The sequence below is a fragment of the Gordonia sp. J1A genome (genome assembly GCF_055393515.1).
Map to the genome: position 1 here is coordinate 3755411 of NZ_AP041607.1, position 21202 is coordinate 3776612.

The 21202-nt window shown below is 69.4% G+C and carries 23 protein-coding genes; 14 read left to right on the forward strand and 9 right to left on the reverse strand.

Annotated elements, in window-relative coordinates:
* Window positions 1-26: 26 nt before the first annotated feature.
* Entirely contained in the window at window positions 27-821 is a 795-nt protein-coding gene (locus ACZ5QD_RS17485) for an alpha/beta fold hydrolase (RefSeq protein ID WP_045536844.1), read from the forward strand.
* On the opposite strand, the gene ACZ5QD_RS17490 is transcribed toward ACZ5QD_RS17485, so the two are convergent.
* Entirely contained in the window at window positions 804-1682 is an 879-nt protein-coding gene (locus ACZ5QD_RS17490) for an HhH-GPD family protein (RefSeq protein WP_039866569.1), read from the reverse strand. The two genes, ACZ5QD_RS17485 and ACZ5QD_RS17490, sit on opposite strands and share 18 nt — an antisense overlap.
* Between ACZ5QD_RS17490 and ACZ5QD_RS17495 the strand changes: the two genes are divergently transcribed.
* Both ACZ5QD_RS17495 and ACZ5QD_RS17500 read left to right on the forward strand, forming a co-directional pair.
* Complete coding sequence (locus ACZ5QD_RS17495) at window positions 1681-2298, forward strand: carbonic anhydrase (RefSeq protein ID WP_006894259.1); 618 nt, start codon at window positions 1681-1683, stop codon at window positions 2296-2298. The two genes, ACZ5QD_RS17490 and ACZ5QD_RS17495, sit on opposite strands and share 2 nt — an antisense overlap.
* Window positions 2299-2376: 78 nt before the next feature.
* Window positions 2377-3132: a hypothetical protein gene (locus ACZ5QD_RS17500; RefSeq protein ID WP_006894260.1), complete on the forward strand. Its 756-nt coding sequence runs from the start codon at window positions 2377-2379 to the stop codon at window positions 3130-3132.
* Window positions 3133-3142: 10 nt separating this feature from the next.
* Here ACZ5QD_RS17500 and disA read toward each other — a convergent pair whose 3' ends face one another.
* Entirely contained in the window at window positions 3143-4240 is a 1098-nt protein-coding gene (gene disA, locus ACZ5QD_RS17505) for a DNA integrity scanning diadenylate cyclase DisA (RefSeq protein ID WP_006894261.1), read from the reverse strand.
* Window positions 4241-4260: 20 nt separating this feature from the next.
* Here disA and ACZ5QD_RS17510 point away from each other — a divergent pair, with 20 nt between their 5' ends.
* A complete protein-coding gene (locus ACZ5QD_RS17510; protein ID WP_006894262.1) occupies window positions 4261-4800 on the forward strand; it encodes a PaaI family thioesterase in 540 nt (179 codons plus the stop codon).
* On the opposite strand, the gene radA is transcribed toward ACZ5QD_RS17510, so the two are convergent.
* Together radA and ACZ5QD_RS17520 are read right to left on the reverse strand one after the other, a co-directional pair.
* Complete coding sequence (radA, locus tag ACZ5QD_RS17515) at window positions 4785-6173, reverse strand: DNA repair protein RadA (protein WP_464366979.1); 1389 nt, start codon at window positions 6171-6173, stop codon at window positions 4785-4787. The genes ACZ5QD_RS17510 and radA overlap by 16 nt on opposite strands.
* Window positions 6174-6305: 132 nt before the next feature.
* Window positions 6306-6995, reverse strand: a complete 690-nt coding sequence (locus ACZ5QD_RS17520; protein WP_062366282.1) for a copper chaperone PCu(A)C domain-containing protein — start codon at window positions 6993-6995, stop codon at window positions 6306-6308.
* A 280-nt stretch (window positions 6996-7275) separates the two neighbouring features.
* Between ACZ5QD_RS17520 and ACZ5QD_RS17525 the strand changes: the two genes are divergently transcribed.
* From ACZ5QD_RS17525 to ACZ5QD_RS17550, 6 genes are all read left to right on the forward strand, one after another.
* Window positions 7276-7764: a CarD family transcriptional regulator gene (locus tag ACZ5QD_RS17525; protein ID WP_006894267.1), complete on the forward strand. Its 489-nt coding sequence runs from the start codon at window positions 7276-7278 to the stop codon at window positions 7762-7764.
* Window positions 7761-8432 carry a 2-C-methyl-D-erythritol 4-phosphate cytidylyltransferase gene (gene ispD, locus ACZ5QD_RS17530; protein WP_464367285.1) on the forward strand — a complete coding sequence of 224 codons (672 nt, stop codon included), beginning with the start codon at window positions 7761-7763 and terminating at the stop codon, window positions 8430-8432. The genes ACZ5QD_RS17525 and ispD overlap by 4 nt, the downstream gene beginning before the upstream one ends.
* A 15-nt stretch (window positions 8433-8447) precedes the next feature.
* A complete protein-coding gene (ispF, locus tag ACZ5QD_RS17535) occupies window positions 8448-8912 on the forward strand; it encodes a 2-C-methyl-D-erythritol 2,4-cyclodiphosphate synthase (protein WP_062366353.1) in 465 nt (154 codons plus the stop codon).
* Between the two features lie 11 nt (window positions 8913-8923).
* Window positions 8924-10318, forward strand: a complete 1395-nt coding sequence (gene cysS, locus ACZ5QD_RS17540) for a cysteine--tRNA ligase (RefSeq protein ID WP_464366980.1) — start codon at window positions 8924-8926, stop codon at window positions 10316-10318.
* Window positions 10318-11271 carry a 23S rRNA (guanosine(2251)-2'-O)-methyltransferase RlmB gene (rlmB, locus tag ACZ5QD_RS17545; RefSeq protein WP_006894272.1) on the forward strand — a complete coding sequence of 318 codons (954 nt, stop codon included), beginning with the start codon at window positions 10318-10320 and terminating at the stop codon, window positions 11269-11271. Before cysS ends, rlmB begins: the two co-directional genes overlap by 1 nt.
* Before the next feature lie 90 nt (window positions 11272-11361).
* On the forward strand, window positions 11362-12801 hold the full coding sequence (locus tag ACZ5QD_RS17550) for a phosphatase PAP2 family protein (RefSeq protein WP_233500115.1): 1440 nt from the start codon (window positions 11362-11364) through the stop codon (window positions 12799-12801).
* On the opposite strand, the gene rarD is transcribed toward ACZ5QD_RS17550, so the two are convergent.
* On the reverse strand, window positions 12761-13681 hold the full coding sequence (gene rarD, locus ACZ5QD_RS17555; RefSeq protein ID WP_464366981.1) for an EamA family transporter RarD: 921 nt from the start codon (window positions 13679-13681) through the stop codon (window positions 12761-12763). The genes ACZ5QD_RS17550 and rarD overlap by 41 nt on opposite strands.
* Entirely contained in the window at window positions 13678-14424 is a 747-nt protein-coding gene (locus ACZ5QD_RS17560) for a 5-oxoprolinase subunit PxpA (RefSeq protein ID WP_006894276.1), read from the reverse strand. The genes rarD and ACZ5QD_RS17560 overlap by 4 nt, the downstream gene beginning before the upstream one ends.
* 42 nt (window positions 14425-14466) lie before the next feature.
* Here ACZ5QD_RS17560 and ACZ5QD_RS17565 point away from each other — a divergent pair, with 42 nt between their 5' ends.
* Together ACZ5QD_RS17565 and ACZ5QD_RS17570 are read left to right on the forward strand one after the other, a co-directional pair.
* Complete coding sequence (locus ACZ5QD_RS17565; RefSeq protein WP_006894277.1) at window positions 14467-16020, forward strand: carboxylesterase/lipase family protein; 1554 nt, start codon at window positions 14467-14469, stop codon at window positions 16018-16020.
* An 11-nt stretch (window positions 16021-16031) separates the two neighbouring features.
* Window positions 16032-16487 (forward strand): DUF2599 domain-containing protein, encoded by a 456-nt coding sequence (locus ACZ5QD_RS17570; protein WP_006894278.1) that lies wholly within the window; start codon window positions 16032-16034, stop codon window positions 16485-16487.
* A 57-nt stretch (window positions 16488-16544) separates the two neighbouring features.
* On the opposite strand, the gene ACZ5QD_RS17575 is transcribed toward ACZ5QD_RS17570, so the two are convergent.
* Genes ACZ5QD_RS17575 through ACZ5QD_RS17585 form a run of 3 tightly spaced genes read right to left on the reverse strand, consistent with a single transcriptional unit; the run spans window position 16545 to window position 19131 of the window.
* Complete coding sequence (locus tag ACZ5QD_RS17575; RefSeq protein WP_464366982.1) at window positions 16545-17408, reverse strand: metal ABC transporter permease; 864 nt, start codon at window positions 17406-17408, stop codon at window positions 16545-16547.
* Complete coding sequence (locus ACZ5QD_RS17580) at window positions 17405-18235, reverse strand: metal ABC transporter ATP-binding protein (protein ID WP_464366983.1); 831 nt, start codon at window positions 18233-18235, stop codon at window positions 17405-17407. The genes ACZ5QD_RS17575 and ACZ5QD_RS17580 overlap by 4 nt, the downstream gene beginning before the upstream one ends.
* Window positions 18232-19131 (reverse strand): metal ABC transporter solute-binding protein, Zn/Mn family, encoded by a 900-nt coding sequence (locus tag ACZ5QD_RS17585; protein WP_278126066.1) that lies wholly within the window; start codon window positions 19129-19131, stop codon window positions 18232-18234. The genes ACZ5QD_RS17580 and ACZ5QD_RS17585 overlap by 4 nt, the downstream gene beginning before the upstream one ends.
* A gap of 145 nt (window positions 19132-19276) precedes the next feature.
* Here ACZ5QD_RS17585 and mshA point away from each other — a divergent pair, with 145 nt between their 5' ends.
* Together mshA and ACZ5QD_RS17595 are read left to right on the forward strand one after the other, a co-directional pair.
* Window positions 19277-20596 (forward strand): D-inositol-3-phosphate glycosyltransferase, encoded by a 1320-nt coding sequence (gene mshA, locus ACZ5QD_RS17590; protein WP_278126068.1) that lies wholly within the window; start codon window positions 19277-19279, stop codon window positions 20594-20596.
* On the forward strand, window positions 20593-21180 hold the full coding sequence (locus ACZ5QD_RS17595; protein ID WP_006894284.1) for a type III secretion system chaperone family protein: 588 nt from the start codon (window positions 20593-20595) through the stop codon (window positions 21178-21180). Before mshA ends, ACZ5QD_RS17595 begins: the two co-directional genes overlap by 4 nt.
* Window positions 21181-21202 lie beyond the last annotated feature (22 nt).

Sequence of the window (21202 nt, forward strand, 5' to 3'; positions counted from 1 at the left end):
CGCCCGCCGGATTAGGGTCGAGAGTCGTGAATGGACTCCTTGACTACGGTGGCCTCGACAGGGACGAGGGCGGGCTCGGGGCGATCGTTCTGCTGCACGGACTGATGGGCCGCGGACGCACCTGGAGCCGTCAGATTCCCTGGCTGCGCCGCTACGGACGAGTGTTCACCTTCGACGCCGCCTACCATCAGGGCCGGTTCGACGATTCGCGCCCGCCCGCGCCCGAGGACATCGCCACCGAGCGGTTCGTCGCGGACGTCGGAGAGGTGATCACCTGGATCGACCGCGGACCCGCGGTACTCGTGGGTCACTCGATGGGCGGGCTGCACGCGTGGTGCGCGGCAGCCGAGTTCCCCGAACTGGTGAGCGCGATCGTGGTCGAGGACATGGCGCCGGATTTCCGCGGCCGCACCACCGGCGACTGGGCCCCGTGGTTCGACAGCTGGCCCGAACGATTCGCCGGGCTCGACGAGGCGGTCGCGATGTTCGGAGACGTCGCCGGCCGGTACTTCTACGAGGCCTTCGACGACGGTCGCCTCCACGGCAGCATCCCCGTCTGGGCGGCGATAGCCGAGGAGTGGGGCACCAGAGACTTCTGGGCGCAGTGGGAGGCGGTCGACGTGCCCGCGCTGCTGGTGGAGGCGGAGCACTCCGTGACGCCGCCCGGGCAGATGGCAGACATGGCCGTCCGCGGCGGTCAGGCGCGGTACCCGCAGTCGGCCTATCTGCGAGTTCCCGGCGCCGGGCACCTGGTTCACGACGACCGCCCCGGCGTGTACCGGGGCGCGGTGGAGGCCTTCCTGTCAGGCCTCGCCGGCTAGGCAGAACAATCCGTCGTCGTTGACCTCGATGAGCCCGTCGACGAGCAGTGAGTCGAGCGCGCGGTCGCGCTGGGCGGGGTCGGCGGTCCACGCGAGGTCGAGGTGGGCTCGTTCGACGGGGCCGCGACCGCTGCGCAGCACATCGAGGAGCCGTCCGCGGGCCTGGCGGTCGGTGCCCTCGAACTTCTGGGTGCGACGCGGGGGACCGTCGTGGGCGGGTCGTCCGCGCGCCACCCAGCGGCAGCTGCCGAGCAGGGGGCATTCCTCGCACCGCGGGTTGCGCGCAGTGCACACGAGCGCCCCGAGCTCCATCACCGCGGCCGAGAACGTCGGCGCGGTGCCGTCGTCGGGCAACAGTGCCGCGGCCTCCGCCAGATCGCGCTTGGCGGGATTTCCGGCCTGCGCCCGGCCGTGCACCGCGCGGGCTATCACCCTGCGCACGTTGGTGTCGACCACCGGGACCGATCGGCCGTAGGCGAAGCACGCGACGGCGCGGGCCGTGTAGTCGCCGATCCCCGGCAGCGCGAGCAGGGTGTCGACGTCGTCGGGGACCACGTCGCCGTGCTCGGCGGCCAGGACGCCCGCGCATTCGTGGAGCCGCATCGCGCGCCGGGGATACCCCAGCCGGCCCCACGCGCGGACCACTTCTCCGGTGGTCTCGGCGGCCATCGCGGACGGAACCGGCCACCGCCGCACCCATTCCTGCCAGGGCTCGAGGACGCGCGCGACTGGAGTCTGCTGGAGCATGATCTCGCTGATCAGGATGTGCCAGCCGGGTATGCCCGGTTCGCGCCACGGCAGCGGTCGACGGGCACGGGTGAACCAATCGAGTACATCGCGCGGTGGCATACTTGCGCTCATGGAGAACTTAACCCCCGCGCAAGCATGGCAGGTCATCAAAGAAGGCAACGAGCGTTTCGTCGGTGGGGGGTCGATTCATCCGAACCAGAGTAGCGACCAGCGGGCCGCTCTGGTCTCCGGCCAGAAGCCGCACGTGGTTCTGTTCGGCTGCGGCGACTCGCGGCTGGCCGCGGAGATCATCTTCGACCAGGGGCTCGGGGACATGTTCGTGGTCCGCACCGCCGGCCATGTGCTCGACGAAGCGGTTCTCGGAACCATCGAGTTCGGCCCCGACGTTCTGAATGTTCCGCTGATCGTGGTGCTCGGCCACAGCAGCTGCGGTGCCGTCGGCTCGACGCTCGAGTCCCTCGACAACAACACCCTCCCGAACGGCTACGTGCGGACGATCGTCGAGAAGGTGATGCCGAGCATTCTGGCCGGACGCGCCGAGGGCATCGACGACTACTACGGGTTCATCGGCAGGCACGTGAAGGAGACGGTGCATCTGCTGATGGACCGCAGCCAGATCATCGCCGACCGGGTCGAGAAGGGGACGCTCGCCGTCGTCGGCCTCACGTACCGTCTCGAAGACGGTCAGGTCGAGATGGTCGAGGTGATCGGCGACATCGGCGAGTGAGCCCTCGGTCGGCGGAATCGACGACACGCCGGACGGCCTCGCTGCTCTTGACAGGGGAGCGGCGATACCGTTGAGGGCGTGATTGAACCGCAAGGACCACTGCCGCCCGAGGTGTATTGGCGCCGGCGCCTCGTCGCCGGCGTCGGGGCGGTCGTCGCGATCGTTGTGGTCATCCTCCTGATCGTCTGGCTCAGCGGCGGTTCCGACAGCACCCCCGACTCGAAGAACGCCGCGGCGAAGTCCTCGACCGAGCTCGCGGCGCCGTCGACCGCAGTGCAGAGCGCCCCGCCGAGCAGTGAGGCGCCCAGCGGCGGAGGCGAGCACGGCCAGGGCGGCGATCCGAGTGCCACGCCCTCGGCTCCCGCCCCCGCGCCCGCGCAGCAGTCCGACGCACCCGCCGCGGACGCGGGTGCTCCCGGATGCTCCGACCAGAGCCTGTCGGTGGTGCTCTACACGGACAAGCCCACATACACCGTCGGCGACCAGCCGGTCTTCACGATCGTCACCACCAACGGCGGACTCGCCGCCTGTTCGCGCGACGTGGGCAAGGCCGCCCAGAACGTCATCGTCCGCACGCTGGACGGAAGCCGGACGCTGTGGTCGGCGCAGGACTGCGCGCCGGACAAGGGCGTGAACATCCAGGTTCTTGCGCCGGGCCAGCAGGTCACCGACACCATCACCTGGTCGGGCACCACCAGCAATCCCGGATGCACCAAGAAGCGCGTCCAGGTGGCGGCGGGCGGCTACCAGGCCACCGCGAAGCTGGCCGAGCGTGAGTCGGCGCCGATCACGTTCAACTTCGTCGCTCCGGCGCAGGCACCCGCACAGCAGTAGCGATCCGACGTCAGTCGAACCGTTCGAGGCTGCTCTCGGCGAGCCGCGAGAGTCCCTCCCGGATGTGCCGGGCCCAGATGCTCCCGATGCCCTCGACCGACTGAAGATCGGCGGCGCTGCTCGCGAGCAGCGACTGCAGGGTGCCGAAATGACGGACGAGCCGGTCGATGTGGCCGAACTGCAGGCGGGAGATGCGGGCCAGTAGACGGTAGCCGCGGGGGCTCATCGCGGTGTCCTGGGCCTCGAGCGAGGTCGGGTAGCCGAAGGCCCCGGCCACCATCGTCAGATCGAGCAGATCGGCGTCCGAGAGCGACTCCACCGCTTCGAGTATCTGGCGCACCTGTTCGGTGCTGGCCGGCTCCGGGCTCGCGTGGTAGTCGCGCACCAGCAGTTCGCGCATCGTGTCGTTGTCGTTGATCAACTCCTCCAACTGCAGCGATACCTGCCTGCCGTTGACTCCGAGTTCGAGGACGTACTCGTCGATCTCGACCGAGACGCGTCGGACCATCTCCATCCGCTGGGCGGCACTCATCGCATCGCGCAGCAGCACGTAGTCCTCGATCTCCGCGCGCGAGAGCTGGCTGCTGACCTCGTCGAGGCGAGACTTGTATCGTTCGAGCGTGGTGAGCGCGACGTTGGCGCGCGAGAGGATGGCGTCCGGGTTCTCGACGACGCGACGCTGTCCGCCCACGTACACGCTCACGATCGACATCGACGCACTCACCGAGATCACCGGGACCCCGGTCTGGATGGCGGTCCGCTCGGCGGCGCGGTGCCGTGTGCCCGACTCTTCAGTGGGGATGGTGGGATCTGGCATCAGCTGGACGTTGGCGCGCACGATCCGTTTGCCGTCGTCGGAGAGCACCACGGCGCCGTCCATCTTCGACAGTTCGCGCAGACGGGTGGGGGCGAACTCGATGTCGAGGTGGAAACCGCCGTCGCAGAGCCGCTCGGTGTCGTCGTCGTATCCGAGGACGATCAGCGCGCCGGTGCCGCCGCGGAGGATGCGTTCGAGTCCGTCGCGAAGCCCGGTCCCCGGAGCCACGCGGCGGAGCGCGGAACGGATCTGCTCGGCGCGGCTGGACTCGGGGATAACGGTGTCGGTCACCTGAACTAGGGTAGCGGTACGTGAAGACCTCATTCGTGCTGCCCGCAGACATCGAGCCACTGTCCCGCGACCCGAAGGCGACGTCGCCCGGCCGTCGAATCAACCTGCATCACAGCATGTGTTTCGGATGCGGCGCCGACGCGCCGGTGGGCCTGCGGATCGACGTGATCGCGGGCGAGGGGCTCACGGTGTCCGCATCGATGAAGGTGGAGGACTGGATGCAGGGCGGTCCCGGCGTGATCCACGGCGGACTCCTCTCCACAGCCTTCGACGAGGTGATGGGAACCTCGCCGCTACTGCTCCGCATGCCGGTGGTGACCGGGCACCTGGAGATCGACTACGCCAAGCCGATTCCGCTGGGCTCCACCGTGCAGTTCACCGGTGAGATCCTCGGAGGCGTGCGCCGCAAGGTCTACACGCGCGCCGTCGCCCATCTCGGCGATCCCCAGGAGCCCGTCGCCGCGGCGCACGGGCTGTTCATCGCCATCGATCTCGAGAAGCACTTCGCCGGATACCGCGATCGCGCGGTGCATCCCTCAGGGCATCAGAACGGGGCCTGAGCGTAGTCCGATCGCGCCGTCGCCGCCGACTGTGCCTCCAGGAGGTTGTTGACCCGGCTGATGCGGATTCCGCGCGGCAGATCCTCATCCTGCGTTCCGGCGGGAATGATCGCGTGCCCGAACCCGAGCCGTTTGGCCTCGGCGACTCGGCGGCCCACCGACGACACACGTCGGACCTCGCCGGCGAGGCCGACCTCGCCGATCGCGACGGTCGACGACGGTACCGCGACGTTGTGGTGCGACGAGTAGAGCGCCAGGAAGATCGCCAGGTCGGCGGCCGGCTCGGTGACTTTCATCCCGCCGACGGTGGAGGCGTAGACCTCCTTGGTGCTGGCCTTGATGCCCGCGTGCTTCTCGGCGACGGCGAGCATCATCGCCACACGCGCCGAGTCCAGACCGGAGACCGCGCGCCTGGGCGAGGTCATCTGGGTGTCGTTGAGCAGCGCCTGGATCTGGCCGACGAGGGCGCGGCGGCCGTCCATCGCGACCAGGGCGGCGCTGCCCGCGACATCGGACTCGTGGTGGTGTACGAAGATGCCCGACGGGTCGCTGACCTGATGGATGCCGTCGGACCGCTGCTCGAAGCAGCCGACTTCGTCGGAGGGGCCGAATCGGTTCTTGATGCCCCGGATCATCCTCAGCGACGAGTGGCGGTCGCCTTCGAAGGCCAGCACCACGTCCACCAGATGCTCCAGTGAGCGGGGACCGGCCACGGTGCCGTCCTTGGTGACGTGACCGACCAGGATCACGGCGATTCCGCTCGTCTTGGCGAGCGAGACCAGTGCGGTGGTGACCGCCCGGATCTGCGTGACACCGCCGGTGACGCCGTCGGTGCCCGTCGCGACCATCGTCTGCACGGAGTCGACGATCAGCAGGGTGGGCGCCACCGCCTCGACGTGTCCGAGCACCGTCGCGAGGTCGGTCTCCGACGCCAGGTAGATGTTCTCGTGCACCGCGTCGGTGCGTTCGGCGCGAAGCCGGACCTGGCCGGCCGACTCCTCCCCGGTGACGTACAGTGCCGTCTTGCCTTGCGCCGCCCAGTGTTTCACGGTTTCGAGCAGGAGTGTCGATTTGCCGACCCCGGGCTCGCCCGCGAGCAGGATCACCGAACCGGGGACCACTCCGCGGCCGAGCACGCGGTCGAACTCGGCGATGCCGGTGGGGCATGAGCCCACCGCTCCGGAGACCACCTCGGTGATGCGGACGGCCGGACTGGACGGTGCCACCGACGCGGTGCCGGTGCGTGCGGCGGCGGCCGCCGGCGCCGATTCGGCGATGGTTCCCCATTCGCCGCACTCGGGGCATCTGCCGAACCACTTCGCCACCTGGTGACCGCATGCGGAGCAGCGGAACACCGATCGGGTCTTAGCCATGTCTTCCCCTGTCCGCCGACGCGCTCGTCACCCGGTCCGTCCGGCCACGCAGACACTGTAGGCGACCGGTACGACAAGAGCGGCGCCCCGGGTCGAGTGACCGGGGCGCCGCTGTGAGGAGTTCGGTGCGGCTCAGTGCTCGCTCTCGCCCTGCACGTCGCGGACGACGTCCTGGCGCTCGTTGAGCGTGCCGCCGTCGACCGGGGTGTCGACGGTGGTCGACACGGTCTCGACCTGCTTGCCGCCCAGGTCGTAGACGGCGAAGTTGAAGGTGATCGGGACGGTCAGACCGGCGGCGACGGTGTCGCCGGCGTTGGTGAGCTCCACCGTCCACCGGCTGTCCGCTCCGGCGGCCAGATCCGGATCCGAGCCGGACGGCTGTCCGGCCAGCAGGGCCTTTCCGGGGGCGATGGAGGCGGGGTCGCCGCCGGTGGTCGAGGTCGGAGGCGTCAGCTTGATGTTGCCGGTCTTCGCCGAGACGCTCTGCAGCTTGACCACGCGAGTGGGGCTGTCGTTGGCGATGTTGAACGCGAGGGCGAACGGTCCGCCGTCGCCGAAGATCTGGTCGGCCTTCGAGACCGGGTACAGCACATGCGCATTGCGGATCGCGATCGATCCGTTCGACATCTCCTGGCCGTCGTACTCGGACGGGGTCAGAGTGATGGATCCGCTCGCGCCGTTGACGGCCGGCTCCTGATTCGCGGTCTGCGAGATCTTTCCCGCACCGCAGGCCGTGGTGCCGAGGGCGATCGCGATGCCGAGCGCGCCGACTGCGGCGGCCGAGGCCAGACGGCGGGTGGACCGATTGAGCACTGACACCATTTCCTCCGGGGTGGTCGTCGCGTTGTCCGCCGGTGATGCGAACTCTCACTACGCAGCGTAGTTGGCGAGGCCGGGAAAAGTTCGCCCGGGTCGCCAGATTGTCCCGATGATATTAGCGCCGGGCCGTTCGGTTCAGGCGTGCAACTGTGCTTCCCGAAGGTGGCAGGCGGGGCGCAAATACCGTCGTTCACCTGCTTGCACCTCGGTTGACCTGCACCGTTGGAGAAGGCTGTCGGCCCTCGCGTGTTAGACTGGTTACATTCGAAAGGGGCAGTGGACATTGAATTTCAAAGTTGGCGACACCGTTGTATACCCCCATCACGGTGCTGCTCGAGTCGAAGACATCGTCATTCGGACCATCAAGGGTGAAGAGATCGAGTACCTGGTCCTGAAGGTTGCCGACGGTGACATGACAGTTCAGATCCCGTCCAGCAAGCTCGATTACGTCGGTGTGCGCGACGTGGTCGGCCAGGAGGGTCTGGATCAGGTCTTTCAGGTGCTGCGCGCACCGCACACGGAGGAGCCCACCAACTGGGCCCGCCGATTCAAAGCCAATCAGGAGAAGCTGATCTCCGGCGACATCATCAAGGTGGCCGAGATCGTCCGCGATCTGTGGCGCCGCGAGCAGGACCGCGGTCTGTCGGCAGGCGAGAAGCGCATGCTGACCCGGGCCCGGCGCGTGCTGGTCGACGAGCTCTCGCTCGCACAGCACACCAACGACGCCAAGGCCGACAGCATGCTCGACGAGATCCTGGCTGCGGCGTCCTGACAGCAGGCAGTGGCCCGGTAGCCGCACTGATCCCGGCAGCGGGAAGAGGTACGCGTCTCGGTGAGACCGTGCCGAAGGCGTTCGTCGAGCTCGACGGCGTCACGCTGCTCGAGCTGAGCGCCTCGGCGGCACGCAGGTCCGGCGTCGTCGACGTCATCGTCGTGGCCGCACCTCCGGAACTGCTCGACCGCGCCGCGGCGCTCGTCCCGGACGCCGTCGTGGTGCCGGGCGGAGCCGAGCGGAGCGATTCGGTCCGGGCCGGTCTGGCGGCCGTGCCCGACGCGGAACTGATCCTGGTGCACGATGCGGCCCGGGCTCTAACCCCGCCGGCACTCTTCGCCTCGGTGGTCACCGCGCTCCGGGGCGGCGCCGACGCGGTGGTCCCGGGAATCGCGGTCGCCGACACCCTCAAACGGGTCGACGCCGACGGCTTGGTGCGGGAAACTCCCGACCGGTCGGAGTTGCGTGCCGTGCAGACCCCGCAGGGTTTCACCGCACAGGTACTGCGCCGGGCGCACGACGCACAGGCAGACGCCACCGACGACGCCGGACTGGTCGAAGCCCTGGGCATCCCGGTTCGAGTGATCCAGGGTGACGCGATGGCGTTCAAGGTGACCACCCAGTTCGACCTGGCACTGGCCAGGCTCATCACCGCACAGGAGCACTGAGTGTCTGCGATGGACATGCGCGTCGGCGTCGGGACCGACGTCCACCCGATCGAGGCCGGCCGACCCTGCTGGATGCTGGGGCTGCTCTTCGACGACGCCGACGGCTGCTCGGGGCACTCCGACGGCGACGTCGGCGTTCACGCACTCTGCGACGCACTGCTCTCGGCCGCCGGGCTGGGCGATGTCGGCGCGGTCTTCGGCGTGGGGCGACCGGAGTGGTCCGGGGTCACCGGCGCGGCGATGCTCGGCCACGTCCGCGGCCTTCTCGACGAGGCGGGCTTCGCTCCGGTGAACGCCTCGGTGCAGATCATCGGGGAGCGGCCGAAGGTCGGGCCGCGTCGTGCGGAGGCCCAGCGGGTGCTGTCCGATCTGCTGGGGGCACCGGTCTCGGTCTCCGGCACCACCAGCGACGGACTGGGTCTGACGGGACGCGGCGAGGGCATCGCGGCGGTGGCCACCGCACTGCTGGCCCTCAAGTAGAATCGCAGGCCGTGACTCTACGCCTCTACGACTCGGCTGCCCGCGAGGTTCGCGACTTCGTTCCCCTTCGTCCCGGAACGGCATCGGTGTACCTGTGCGGTGCGACGGTTCAGGGCGTTCCCCACATCGGTCACGTCCGGAGCGGCATCGCGTTCGACGTGCTGCGGCGGTGGCTCGCCTACCGCGGGTTGGACGTGCTCTTCGTCCGCAACGTCACCGACATCGACGACAAGATCTTGAACAAGGCCGCCGAAGCGGGCCGTCCGTGGTGGGAATGGGCGGCCACGCACGAGAGGGAGTTCACCCGGGCCTACGACGCCCTCGGTGTGCTGCCGCCCTCGGCGGAGCCGCGTGCCACGGGCTTCATCACCCAGATGGTGCAGTACATGGAGCGTCTCATCGAGCGCGGTCACGCGTACGCCGCCGACGGCAACGTCTACTTCGACGTGCGCAGTCTGCCCGACTACGGAAGCCTCTCCGGCCACCGGCTCGAGGACGTACACCAGGGTGAGAGCGCGGGCACCGGCAAGCGCGATCCCCGTGACTTCACGCTGTGGAAGGCCACCAAGCCCGGGGAGCCGTCGTGGCCGACGCCGTGGGGCGACGGGCGTCCCGGCTGGCACCTCGAGTGCTCGGCGATGGCGACCTCGCTGCTCGGTGCCGAGTTCGACATTCATTGCGGCGGAATGGATTTGATCTTTCCGCATCACGAGAACGAGATCGCTCAGAGCCACGGTGCCGGCGACGGCTTCGCTCGGTACTGGCTGCACAACGGCTGGGTCACGATGAGCGGCGAGAAGATGAGCAAATCGCTCGGCAACGTGGTCGCCATCCCGGCGATGCTGGAGCGGGCCCGGGCCGTGGAACTGCGCTACTACCTCGGGAGCGCGCACTACCGGTCCATGCTCGAGTACTCCGACGGCGCGCTGGCCGAGGCCGCGGCCGGCTATCGGCGTATCGAGTCGTTCGTGCATCGCGTCGCCGAACGCGTCGGCGACGTCGAGGTCGGCGAGGTGAACGACGACTTCGCCGCCGCCCTCGACGACGACCTCGGAGTTCCGGCCGCGCTCGCGGCCGTGCACAACGCCGTCCGCGAGGGCAACACCGCCCTGGAGTCGGGCGACGGTGGCCGCGCGAGGCAGATCGCGGCGCAGGTGAGGGCCATGACCGCGGTCCTCGGGACCGATCCGCTCGACCCGCACTGGGCCGCCGAGGGCGTCGATGACGACGCTCACGCTGCGCTCGACGTGCTCGTCAAGGCAGAATTGGAGCGGCGGGCGCAGGCCCGCGCCGCTAAGGACTGGACCACCGCGGACGAGGTCCGCGACCGGCTCGCCGCAGCCGGCGTCGAAGTGACCGACACCCCCGACGGCGCCCAGTGGGCGCTCAAATCGAAGGAACACTGATGGCCGGAAACTCACAGCGTCGCGGGGCGACCAGGAAGGCCGGAAGCAAGAAGGGCCAGGTCGTCGGATCCGGCGGGCAGCGCCGGCGCGGTCTCGAAGGCCGCGGAGCCACTCCGAAGGCCGTCGACCGCACCTACCACCCCGCTCACAAGAAGGCGAAGGCCGCGGCCAAGGCCGCGGGGCGTCGCAATCACCGCAAGTCCGAGGACGGCGGTCCCGAGTACGTCGTGGGCCGCAACCCGGTCGTCGAATGTCTGCGTGCCGGGGTGCCCGCCACCGCGCTGTATGTGATGACGACAGTGGACGCCGACGAGCGCGTCAAGGAGGCGGTGCACACCGCGGGAGACCGCGGGATCTCGATCCTCGAGGTCGCGAAGCCGGAACTGGACCGGATGTCGCCGAACGGGCTGCATCAGGGGCTCGCACTGCAGGTGCCGGAGTACCAGTACGCGCACCCGGACGATCTCATGGCGGATGCCCTCGCCGCGCCGCAGGCGCCGTTGCTGGTGGCGCTCGACAACATCACCGACCCGCGCAACCTCGGTGCGGTGATCCGCAGTGTGGCCGCGTTCGGCGGACACGGTGTGGTGATCCCGCAGCGGCGCAGCGCGGGGATGACCGCCGTCGCGTGGCGCACCAGCGCGGGTGCTGCGGCCCGGATGCCGGTGGCGGCCACGCCGAATCTGAACCGCACCCTGCTCGACTGGGCCAAGAAGGGCGCCCAGATCGTCGGACTCGACGCGGGCGGCGATGTCTCGCTCGACGACTACGACGGCACGGGCCCCACGGTGATCGTCGTCGGGTCGGAGGGCAAGGGGCTGTCGCGTCTGGTTCGCGAGAACTGCGACTCGATCCTGTCGATTCCGATCGCGGGCGAGGTGGAGAGCCTCAACGCCTCGGTCGCGGCAGGTGTGGTCCTGGCGGAGTTCGCCAGGCAACGCCGCGTCGGCTGAGTGCTGCGGGTCACGTCGTTCGTTCGGTTGAATGACGATTGCGTCACTCTGATTCCTACTGTTAAGTATTCGTTTACTAACGTGTAAGGAATGTTTGCTGAGGATTCCTTGCGGTCGATGTGGGCGCAGCTGCGTTCGGGGCGCCGTCTCGAGTTCTCGGGCCGTGTCTGGGCGCTCATCGTCGGAATCCTGGTCGGGTTCGTCATCCTGATCGAGGTCGTCGCTCGGGTGAACCACCTGCGCGGACCGCTGGATCTCCTCGCCACCGATCTGGTGGGACGGCCGCAGATCGGTGAGATCAAGATCGCGGGCATGCTGCTCGCGCTCGTGTGCATGCCGTCGCGGATGCGACTGCCCGTGGTGGGCGCGGCCGTCGCACTCGAACTCGCCTGGAACACGCAGCGTCTGATCGTCGGCAACGCCCCGACCGTCGGGAACGGCATCCTGTTCGCGTTGATCGGCACGGCCGCCTTCGCGGGATGGCGACTGCACGGGCGCGAGCGGGCCGGAACTCTCAAGGCGGTGGGCCTCGGGCTGCTGTTGATCGTGATGGGTCGCGTCGGCGACGTGTGGCTGGTGCTGTCGAGCCGGGCCAACCCGAACGTGCTCGACGAATACGTCGAACTCGCCGACCGGGCCCTCGGCAGCCCGTCGTGGGCGATCGGCTCGGTGGTCTCCGGTACCCCGTGGCTCACCGAGGTCCTCAGCAAGGTCTACGTGTACCTGCCGGTGGCCGCGGCGGTGATCGCCTTCTTCCAACTCCGCAACAGCGCCCGCGACGGCTTCCCGCGGCATCACATCGTGCGGACCTTCCTGCTGATCGGGCTGATCGGTCCGGTGATCTACTTCCTGTTCCCCGTCGTCGGCCCCACCTACGCCTTCGGTCATGAGCTGCTGGGCGCGGACTGGCAGGACGTGTGGCCGCAGCAGTTGCCGGTGATCGGCGATCCCGCGGCGCACTACTACAACCAGAGCGTGGCACGGAACTGCATGCCGAGCCTGCACACCGCATGGGCGATGTGCATCTTCCTGCACGGATGGCGGGGTCCGGTGCTGTCGAAGGTGTTCGGCACGTTCTGGTTGATCTGCACCACCGGCGCGACCCTCGGCTTCGGCTTCCACTACGCGATCGACGTCCTCGCCGGAGCGATCTTCACCCTCACGCTCGAGGCGGCGCTCACCCGCCCCGAACTGGGCTGGTCGCGTCACCGGCTCGCGGTGGTCGTCTTCGGCACTGCGGCCTTCTCCGGGCTGCTTCTGGCCACGCGGTACCTGGCCGTCGAGATGTCCGACAGCGGCGTGCTCGGCGGGCTCGCGCTGATCGCCACCGTGCTCGCGGTGGCGGCGGCCTTCCTCACCGTGGAGATGCACCCCGGTCGCGATCGGATCCCGGCCGGCGAGATCCCCGCCGAGGCCGGCCCGATGGTGCGGAGGGGACGCGAATGGGCCGCCGCGGCGCGGACCTGGGGAAGCGAGGCCTGGTCCTCGATCACGCGCGAGGCGAAGAAGGCCGGTTCCACCAAGCTCTGAGGACACTGTCGGTCGCCAGCAGCGCCAGCGCCACCCACACGATCGCGAATCCGATCCAGCGTTCGGGCGGCAGGTGTTCGTCGAGGATCAGCACCGCGCACAGCAGCTGCATGATCGGTGTGACGAACTGGAACAGCCCGACGGTCACCAGCGGGATGCGACGGGCGGCAGCGGCGAACAGCAGCAGCGGCGCCGCGGTCGCGACGCCGGAGAACACCAGCAGGCCGGTGTGCCCGACGCCGTCACCGAACGTGAGACCGGCCGGAGTGAATGCGACGACCACCAGGATGACCGCCGCGGCCGGCGCCAGTATCGCCGTCTCCAAGGTGAGTCCGTGAAGCGCGGGCAGGGTGTCGCCGACCTTCTTCTTGACCAGCCCGTACAGGGCGAACGACGCTGCCAGGGCCAGCGCCGTGGTCGGAAACACGCCCGCGGCGAAGGTGAGATAGCCGCCCGCGATCACGCCGACCGCCACCGCCGCCCATTGCAGTGGCCGCAGGCGTTCCCGCAGCAGCACTACGCCCAGGGCCACGGTGGCGATCGGATTCAGGAAGTAGCCGAGGGCGGCGTCGCTGGTGTGGCCGGAGGTGACAGCTGCGACGTACACGACCCAGTTGGTGGCGATGAGCAGGGCGGCGGCGGTGACGCCGGCGATCAGCCGGGGTCGTCGGCGCAGCGGCGCGATCCACGACCAGTCGCGCAGCACGGCGAGAATCGCGGCGCACAGCACGAGCGTCCACAGGATGCGGTTGGCGAGGATCTCCCACGGACCGGCCGGGAGCATCGCGTCGAACAGGATCGGGAACAGGCCCCACAGCGCGTAGGCGCCGAATCCCGCGGCCACCCCGCGGGCGCTGTCGGCGGGTACGGGGGTTCTCACCGAGCGCGCACGTCGACGCCGGCGCGTGCGAGCGCGGCGCGGACGCGACGGGCGTGCTCCACCGCGCCGGGGGTGTCGCCGTGCAGGCACACCGAGTCGGCGATCACTTCCACCACCGTGCCGTCGATCGCCGTGATCCGTCCGGTCTCCGCCAGCTCGAGCACTCGCGCGGCCACCTCGGCCGGATCGGTGAGCAGGGCACCGGGCTCGGACCGGGGCACCAGCGTGCCCTCGGGGGTGTAGCCGCGATCGGCGAAGGCCTCGCGGATGACCGGCACGTCCGCTGAGCCGGCGATCCGTTCCACCTCCGATCCGGGCAGGCACATGAGGGGGAGGCCGGACGCGGCCGCCGCCTCGACGACGACGCCGGCCTGCGTCGTGTGATGCACCACCGCGTTGTAGAGCGCGCCGTGCGGCTTCAAGTATTCCACGGTGGCGCCGACGGATTCGGTGAGCGCCCGCAGAGCGCCGATCTGATAGACGATGTCGGCGAACAGGTCGTCGGGGGCGAGATCCATGAAACGGCGGCCGAACCCGGACAGGTCCGGGTAGGAGACCTGCGCGCCGATCCGCACGCCGGCGGCGGCCGCCTCGCGGCAGGTGGCCAACAGTTCGCGCGGAGTGCCTGCATGGAAGCCGCACGCGACGTTCGCGCTCGTCACCAGGGTGATCATCGCCGAGTCGTCGCCGACCCCCTCGCCGAGGTCGGCGTTCAGATCGATGACGCGAGAAGAGAGGCCCACGGTGTCAATGGTAATGACGACGCTCGGGTTAGGGTCGACGCCATGGCAGTAATGGACACTGTGGTTCAGACCCTCGACGGTGCGGTCGACGGCAAGCGCGGTCGCGGAGCGCGTCGCGGCACCATCTCATGGCGGGGCATCCCCTTCGCGGAGCCGCCCGTGCGGCAGCACCGGTGGCGGGCACCGCGCCCGGTGACACCCTGGCCGGGGGTACTCGAGTGCTACGACTACGGGGCCGCACCGATCCAGGACAAGCTCTTCACGGCGCGCGGGGCCGGTAAGTTCCAGCCGCGCAGTGAGGATTGTCTGACCCTGAACGTCTTCGCGCCGTCGACCGTCTCGGCTACGCCGCGCCCTGTGATGGTGTTCAACTACGGCGGTGCCTACATCCTCGGCGGCACGTCGACGCCGATCTACGACGGCGCGTACCTCGCTCGGGCGCGCGACGTGATCGTGGTGACGGTGAACTACCGCTACGGTCCGCTCGGATTCCTCGACTTCAGCGAGTACTCGACCGACGAGCGGCCGTTTGACGCCAACGTGGGGCTGCGCGACATGGTCGCCGGTCTGGAGTGGGTGCAGCGCAACATCTCCGCGTTCGGCGGGGATCCGTCGCGGGTGACGGTGTTCGGTGAGAGCGCGGGCGGGTCGGCGGTGCTCACGCTGCTGTCCACGCCGTCCGCGAAGGGACTGTTCTCCGGAGCCATCTCGCAGAGCCCTGCCCCGGACCTGATCGTCAGCAAGGACAATGCGCGCCTGTTCGCCGACGAGTTCGTCCGGATACTGATCGATCCCACCCGGCGCAAGGGGCCCGAGCGCGACGAGCCGCCTCACGATCCGGCGCTGGTGGCACGCGTACTCGGGGGAGCCACCGCGACCGAACTGCTGCGCGCGGGCAACAAGCTGATCGGCTTCACCCGCGGAGCCCGGCTCACCGACCCGATTCCCTTCGCCCCGGTGGTCGACGGCGACTATCTCCCGCAGCATCCGCTCGACGCGGCGCGCGACGGCAACACCATCTCGGTCCCGACCATCATCGGCAACAACAAAGACGAGGGCGAACTGTTCGCCCGGTTCTGGAACATCCTTCCCGACAGCGACCAGGCACTCGTGGGGCTCGGCGACACCGGCGACGCCGATCTGCTGCAGAACCTCTATCCGGTCAAGCGCCGCGATGTGATGATCGCTGCCGATGCGACGTTCTGGACCCCGACGATCCGGTTCGCCGGGTATCACAGTGACCACGCGCCCACGTACGTGTACCGCTTCGACTACGCGCCGCTGCTGCTGAAGGCCACCGGAATCGGTGCGACCCACGCGACCGAACTGCTGGCGGTGTTCGGCACGTACCGGGATCCGATCGGCGTCGGTCTCGCCGCCGCGGGCAGTTGGGGGTCGACGAAGCGGATCACCGCGACGATGCAGTCGATGTGGAGTTGGTTCGCGCGCACCGGCGTGCCCGCACCGGACTGGCCGCGCTATACGCGCGAGGATCGCAGGGTGATGGTGCTGGACGATCCGACGCGCGTGGAGATCGATCCCGACCGGGACCGCCGCGAGGCGTGGGACCGAATTCATCTGGGGGAGCCTTCGTGAGACGTCCCGCGATGATCGCGGCGGTGACGTGCACCGCCGCGATCGCGCTCGCGGGATGTTCCGGCGGGAACGAGTCGGCGGTGTCGCCTTCGGACTCGATCCCGACTCGGGTCACGGCCTCGTCCTCGGTCACGAGCAGCGCCCCGACGCCGGTGCTTCCGCCGCCGTACATCGCGTCGGCCGATTGGGTGCAGACCGAAGTGGGACCGAGCCTGCAGATCGCCCCCACTCCCAACGGCCGGAGGGTGCAGTCGCCGACGGCGGGCGACGAGGCGTGGCGCGAGGTCCTTCGACTCGATCCGGGCGCGGACACCCCGGGGATGAAGGCGCAGTTCGACTGTCACTGGACGTTCGCCCGCATCGTCCAGCCGGACAAGCCGACCTGGAACATCGAACCGAACCGTCCCGTGGTGTCGCCCGAGGAGATGATCTCGAGCCGCTGCAATCCGGGCGGTCCGGAGGAGTAGGGGACCGAGGGTCCCAGGCCGGTCGAGCGAGTCGAGGAGCGTCGCTCGGCCGCCGCCTCAGTCGCGCGACCGCATCCCCACCACGCGGCAGACGAGGTAGATGGCGAACGAGATGGTGGTGACCATCACCGACACGGGGAGTTCGGGCGCGAGCGACAGGATGAGCCCGCCGATGGCGGAGACTCCGGCGAAGACGACCGACAGCACCACCACGACCGTCGGATTGGCCGACAGCCGGACCGCCGCTGCGGCCGGAGTGATCAGCAGGCTCATCACCAGCAGGGCGCCGATGATCTGCACGCCCTGCGCGGCCGCGAGACCGACCAGGATCGCGAACACCACCGACAGCAGCCGCACCGGGACGCCGGACGCCGCGGCGACCCGCGGATCCAGGCTGGCGAACATCAGCGGACGGTAGATGATCGCGTACACCACCACCACGACCGCCGCGGTCACCGCGACGGCGATCAGCCCGGTGCGTCCGACACTCGCCACCTGCCCGGCCAGCAGTGCGAAGCCGGTGCCGACCCGGCCGTAGAGGCTCAAGAACAGCACGCCGAGACCGAGGCCGAAGGCCATGACGGCACCGATCACCGAGTCCCGTTCCCTCGCGCGGCGACCCAGGAGCCCGAACACCGCGGCCGCGAACACCGCGCCGATCACGCCGCCGATGTTCACGCCCACGCCGGCGAGCAGCGCCGCGGCCGCACCGGTGAACGAGAGCTCTGCGGCACCGTGGACGGCGAAACTCATCTGCCGTGCGACGATCAACGGACCCAGCAGGCCGCCGAGCAGCGCGAGCAACGCGATGGCGAGCACCGACTGCTGAACGAAGCCGCGGGAGAGCAGGTCTGCCGTCTGCGAGAAGTTCCAGAAGTTGCCGATGTCGGCGGCGAGCACGGTCGTCGTCGGCGCGATCACAGATCCTCCCCGGCGACCGCGAATCCGGCGTCGGTCCCGAGTACGTCGCCCGGATACTGATGAGCGACGCAGTGGTGATCGTCCTCGCCTCCGATCACCACGAGCCGCCCGCCGATCCGGAGCACCTCCACCGGGCTGCCGTACAGCTCGGTCAGGGTGCGCGTGTTCATCACCTCTTCGACCGCGCCGATGCGGAACGATCCGCCGGCCAGGTAGAGCACGCGGTCGACGAACGGCAGCACCGGATTGAGTTCGTGAGTGACGAACAGGACCGCGGTGTCATCACGCCGCCTCCGGGCGTCGAGCAGATCGACCACCACCCGCTGGCTCGCGAGATCGAGACTGGCGAGCGGCTCGTCGCACAGGAGGATGGCCGGGTCGCGGGTGAGCGCCTGCGCTATCCGGAGCCGTTGCTGCTCGCCGCCCGACAGCAGCCCCAGCGGCCGGTCCGCGAAGCCGGTGGCGCCGACCTGTCGGAGCGCCGAGTCGACGGCGGTGCGCCGGCGGGACATACCGCGCAGCCCGATGCCCCAAGCGGAGCCGTCGACGCCGAAACCGACCAGGTCGCGGCCGCGCAGCATCATCGTGTCGGAGTCCTCGGCGTGCTGCTGCGGCACGTATCCGAGACTGCCGTGTGCGGAGATGGTCCCGGTGGTGGGTACGGTCTCGCCGAGGATCGCGCGCAGCAGTGAGGTCTTGCCCGAACCGTTGGGGCCGAGGACGGCGATGAACTCGCCGGGCGCGATGTCGAGGTCGAGGCCGCGCCAGAGGACGCGGTCGCCGAACTGCAGTCCGACGTCGCGAAAGCTGAGTACCGCGTCGGTCATCCGTTCAACGCCTTCGCCAGCGCATCGATCTGACCGCGCTGCCACGCGATGTAGTCGGTCACGCCCTCGGGCAGGCTCTCGGTGAACTCGACCACCGGGATTCGCGCCTTGCGGGCGGTGTCGAGCACGGCCTGAGTGCTCGGGTCGACGGCCTGGCGGTTGTAGATCAGGACCTTGGCGCGGTGCTGGGTCAGCAGGTCGTCGAACTTCGCGCGGTCGGCGGCCGACGGCGACTGTCCCTGCTCGACGGCGTCGACGAAGCCCGGGGGAGCGATGTCGACCAGTCCGGCGTCGGTGAGGACGGCCGCGGCGAGCGGTTCGGTGGACGCCACCTCGGTGCCGTCGTGGTGCGCCTTGATGTCGGCCAGAGCGGCCCGCAGTCCGTTGATCTGGCTGTTGAAGACGCCGGCGCGGTCGCGGTAGTAGGCGGCGTGGGCCGGGGCGATCTCGGCGAGCTCGTTCGCGATCGCGTTCGCGGTGTCGGCGACGGCGGCGAGGTCGTAGAAGACGTGCTCGTTGCCGCGCGTCTTGTCCGACCGCACGTCCGCGGCCACCACCTCGGCACCCTTCGCGTCGGCGGCCGCCTCCTCCATGAAGTGGTCGTAGTGGTCGCCGTTCATGACGATGAGGTTGGCGTCCTGGACGCGAGCGGTATCCGCACTCGACGGCTCGAACTCGTGGGGATCGCCGTCGGGCGAGGTGTACAGGGCGCTGACGTCGGCGTGTTCGCCGCCCACCGCGCTCGCGACGGAGGCCCACACGTCGGTGGACGCGACGACGACGGGTTTGTCGGTGGGCGCGGGACCGTCGTTGCCGCCGCATGCGGCGGCAACGACGGCGATGAGGAGGGCGAGGGGCGCCAGGAGGGCGCGGCGCGCGGACCCGGTCTTCGTCATCGGGAGGTTCCTTTGGAAGATAATGAAAATCGTTACCGGGAAAGTGTATTACCGGGGTGCCGTTGATGTCGAAGCGATGCTCAAGTGCGCATGAGTCGCCGCCTGCGCATGTGTCGAGCGCGGCCGGCCGCATTAGGCTGGGGTCATGACCGCTGGCTCCGCCCCGAGACGCATCGCTCTGATCTCGGTGCACACCTCCCCGTTGGCGCAGCCGGGCACCGGTGACGCCGGAGGAATGAACGTCTACGTCTGGCAGACGGCCACCAGGCTGGCGCGCCGCGGTGTGGAGGTCGAGATCTTCACGCGTGCCACGTCGTCGGCGGACGCGCCGGTGGTCGCGGCCGCCCCCGGGGTCACCGTGCGCAATGTGGTCGCGGGTCCCTTCGACGGCCTCGACAAGCGTGACCTGCCGAGCCAGTTGTGCGCGTTCTCGGCGAACGTACTGCGGGCGGAGGCCGCCCAGGAGCCCGGCTACTACGACCTGATCCACTCCCACTACTGGCTCTCGGGCCAGGTCGGCTGGCTCGCGCGCGACCGCTGGGGAGTGCCGCTCGTGCACACCGCGCACACGCTCGCCGCGGTCAAGAACGCCTCGCTGGCGGCGGGGGACGCCGCCGAGCCGATGCTGCGTGTGGTCGGTGAGCAGCAGGTGGTCGACGAAGCGGACCGTCTCGTCGCGAACACCGCCACCGAGGACGGCGAACTGGTCCAGATGTACGGCGCCGATCCCTCCCGCATCGACGTGGTGGTGCCCGGCGCCGATCTGGACCGCTACTCCCCGGGCGACCGAGCGGCCTCCCGCGCCGCGCTCGGGCTGGATCAGAACGATGTGCTCGTCACCTTCGTCGGCCGGATCCAGCCCTTGAAGGCGCCGGACGTCCTGGTCTCGGCGATGGCGCCGCTGATCGCGGGCGACTTCTCCGGGCGTCTGCGCGTGCTGGTGGTGGGCGGACCGTCGGGCAGCGGACTGGCCCGGCCGTCGGCACTCATGGACCTCACTCGGCAACTGGGAATCGCCGACCGCGTCGACTTCCTGCCGCCGCAGCCGCCGGAGCGGCTGGTGCACGTCTACCGGGCGTCCGATCTGGTGGCGGTGCCGAGTTACTCGGAGAGCTTCGGGCTGGTCGCGATCGAGGCGCAGGCGTGCGGAGTGCCGGTGATCGCCGCGCGCGTGGGCGGACTCGGCGTGGCGGTGGACGATGGCCGCACCGGTGTGCTGGTGGACGGTCACGACATCGGCGTCTGGACCGACCGCCTCGCCGAACTCGTCGCCGACCCGGATCGCCGCGCGGGAATGGGGCGGGCGGCCGCTCTGCATGCGCGGCAGTTCTCGTGGGAGCACACCACCGACGCGCTGCTGGAGAGTTACGACCGAGCGATCGCGGCGTTCGGCGGCGACGTTCGACGCGATGCCGGGCGATTCGGCATCCGACGCTGGAGGAACCGATCGAGGGTGATGGTGTGAACGCAGACGAGACGGCCGCGGCCCTGAGCGCCGCTCTGGACGAGACCGGCATCGAGTACGTCCGGAAGTCGTCGGGCGGTGCGAAGTCCGAGCACTTCGTTCTTGAGCTTCCCGGAGAACGGAAGCTCAAGACCACGGTGCTGCTCACCGCCGGCGCGCACGGGGTCCGAGTGGAGGCCTTCGTCTGCCGCCGCGCGGACGAGAACCTCGAGGCCGTGTACCGGTATCTCCTCAAACGCAATCGCCGGCTCTACGGGGTGGCGTACACCCTCGACAACGTCGGCGACATCTACCTGGTGGGGCGGATCTCCGCGGAGGCGCTCTCGCGCACCGAGGTGGACCGGGTGCTCGGCCAGGTCCTCGAGGCCGCCGACGGCGACTTCAATCAGATCCTCGAGATCGGTTTCCTCACCTCGATCCGTCGCGAATGGGCCTGGCGCAAGGCCCGGGGCGAGTCGATGCGGAACCTCGCGGCCTTCGAGCATCTGATCGACGAGGACGATCTGCCGCAGATCGCGCCCCTCGACGATCCCGACGCGGAACCGGTGTGGTCGGTCGGCGACGCCGGAACAGCCCCGTCGTAGTGTCTCGAATGTCGGGTAGCGT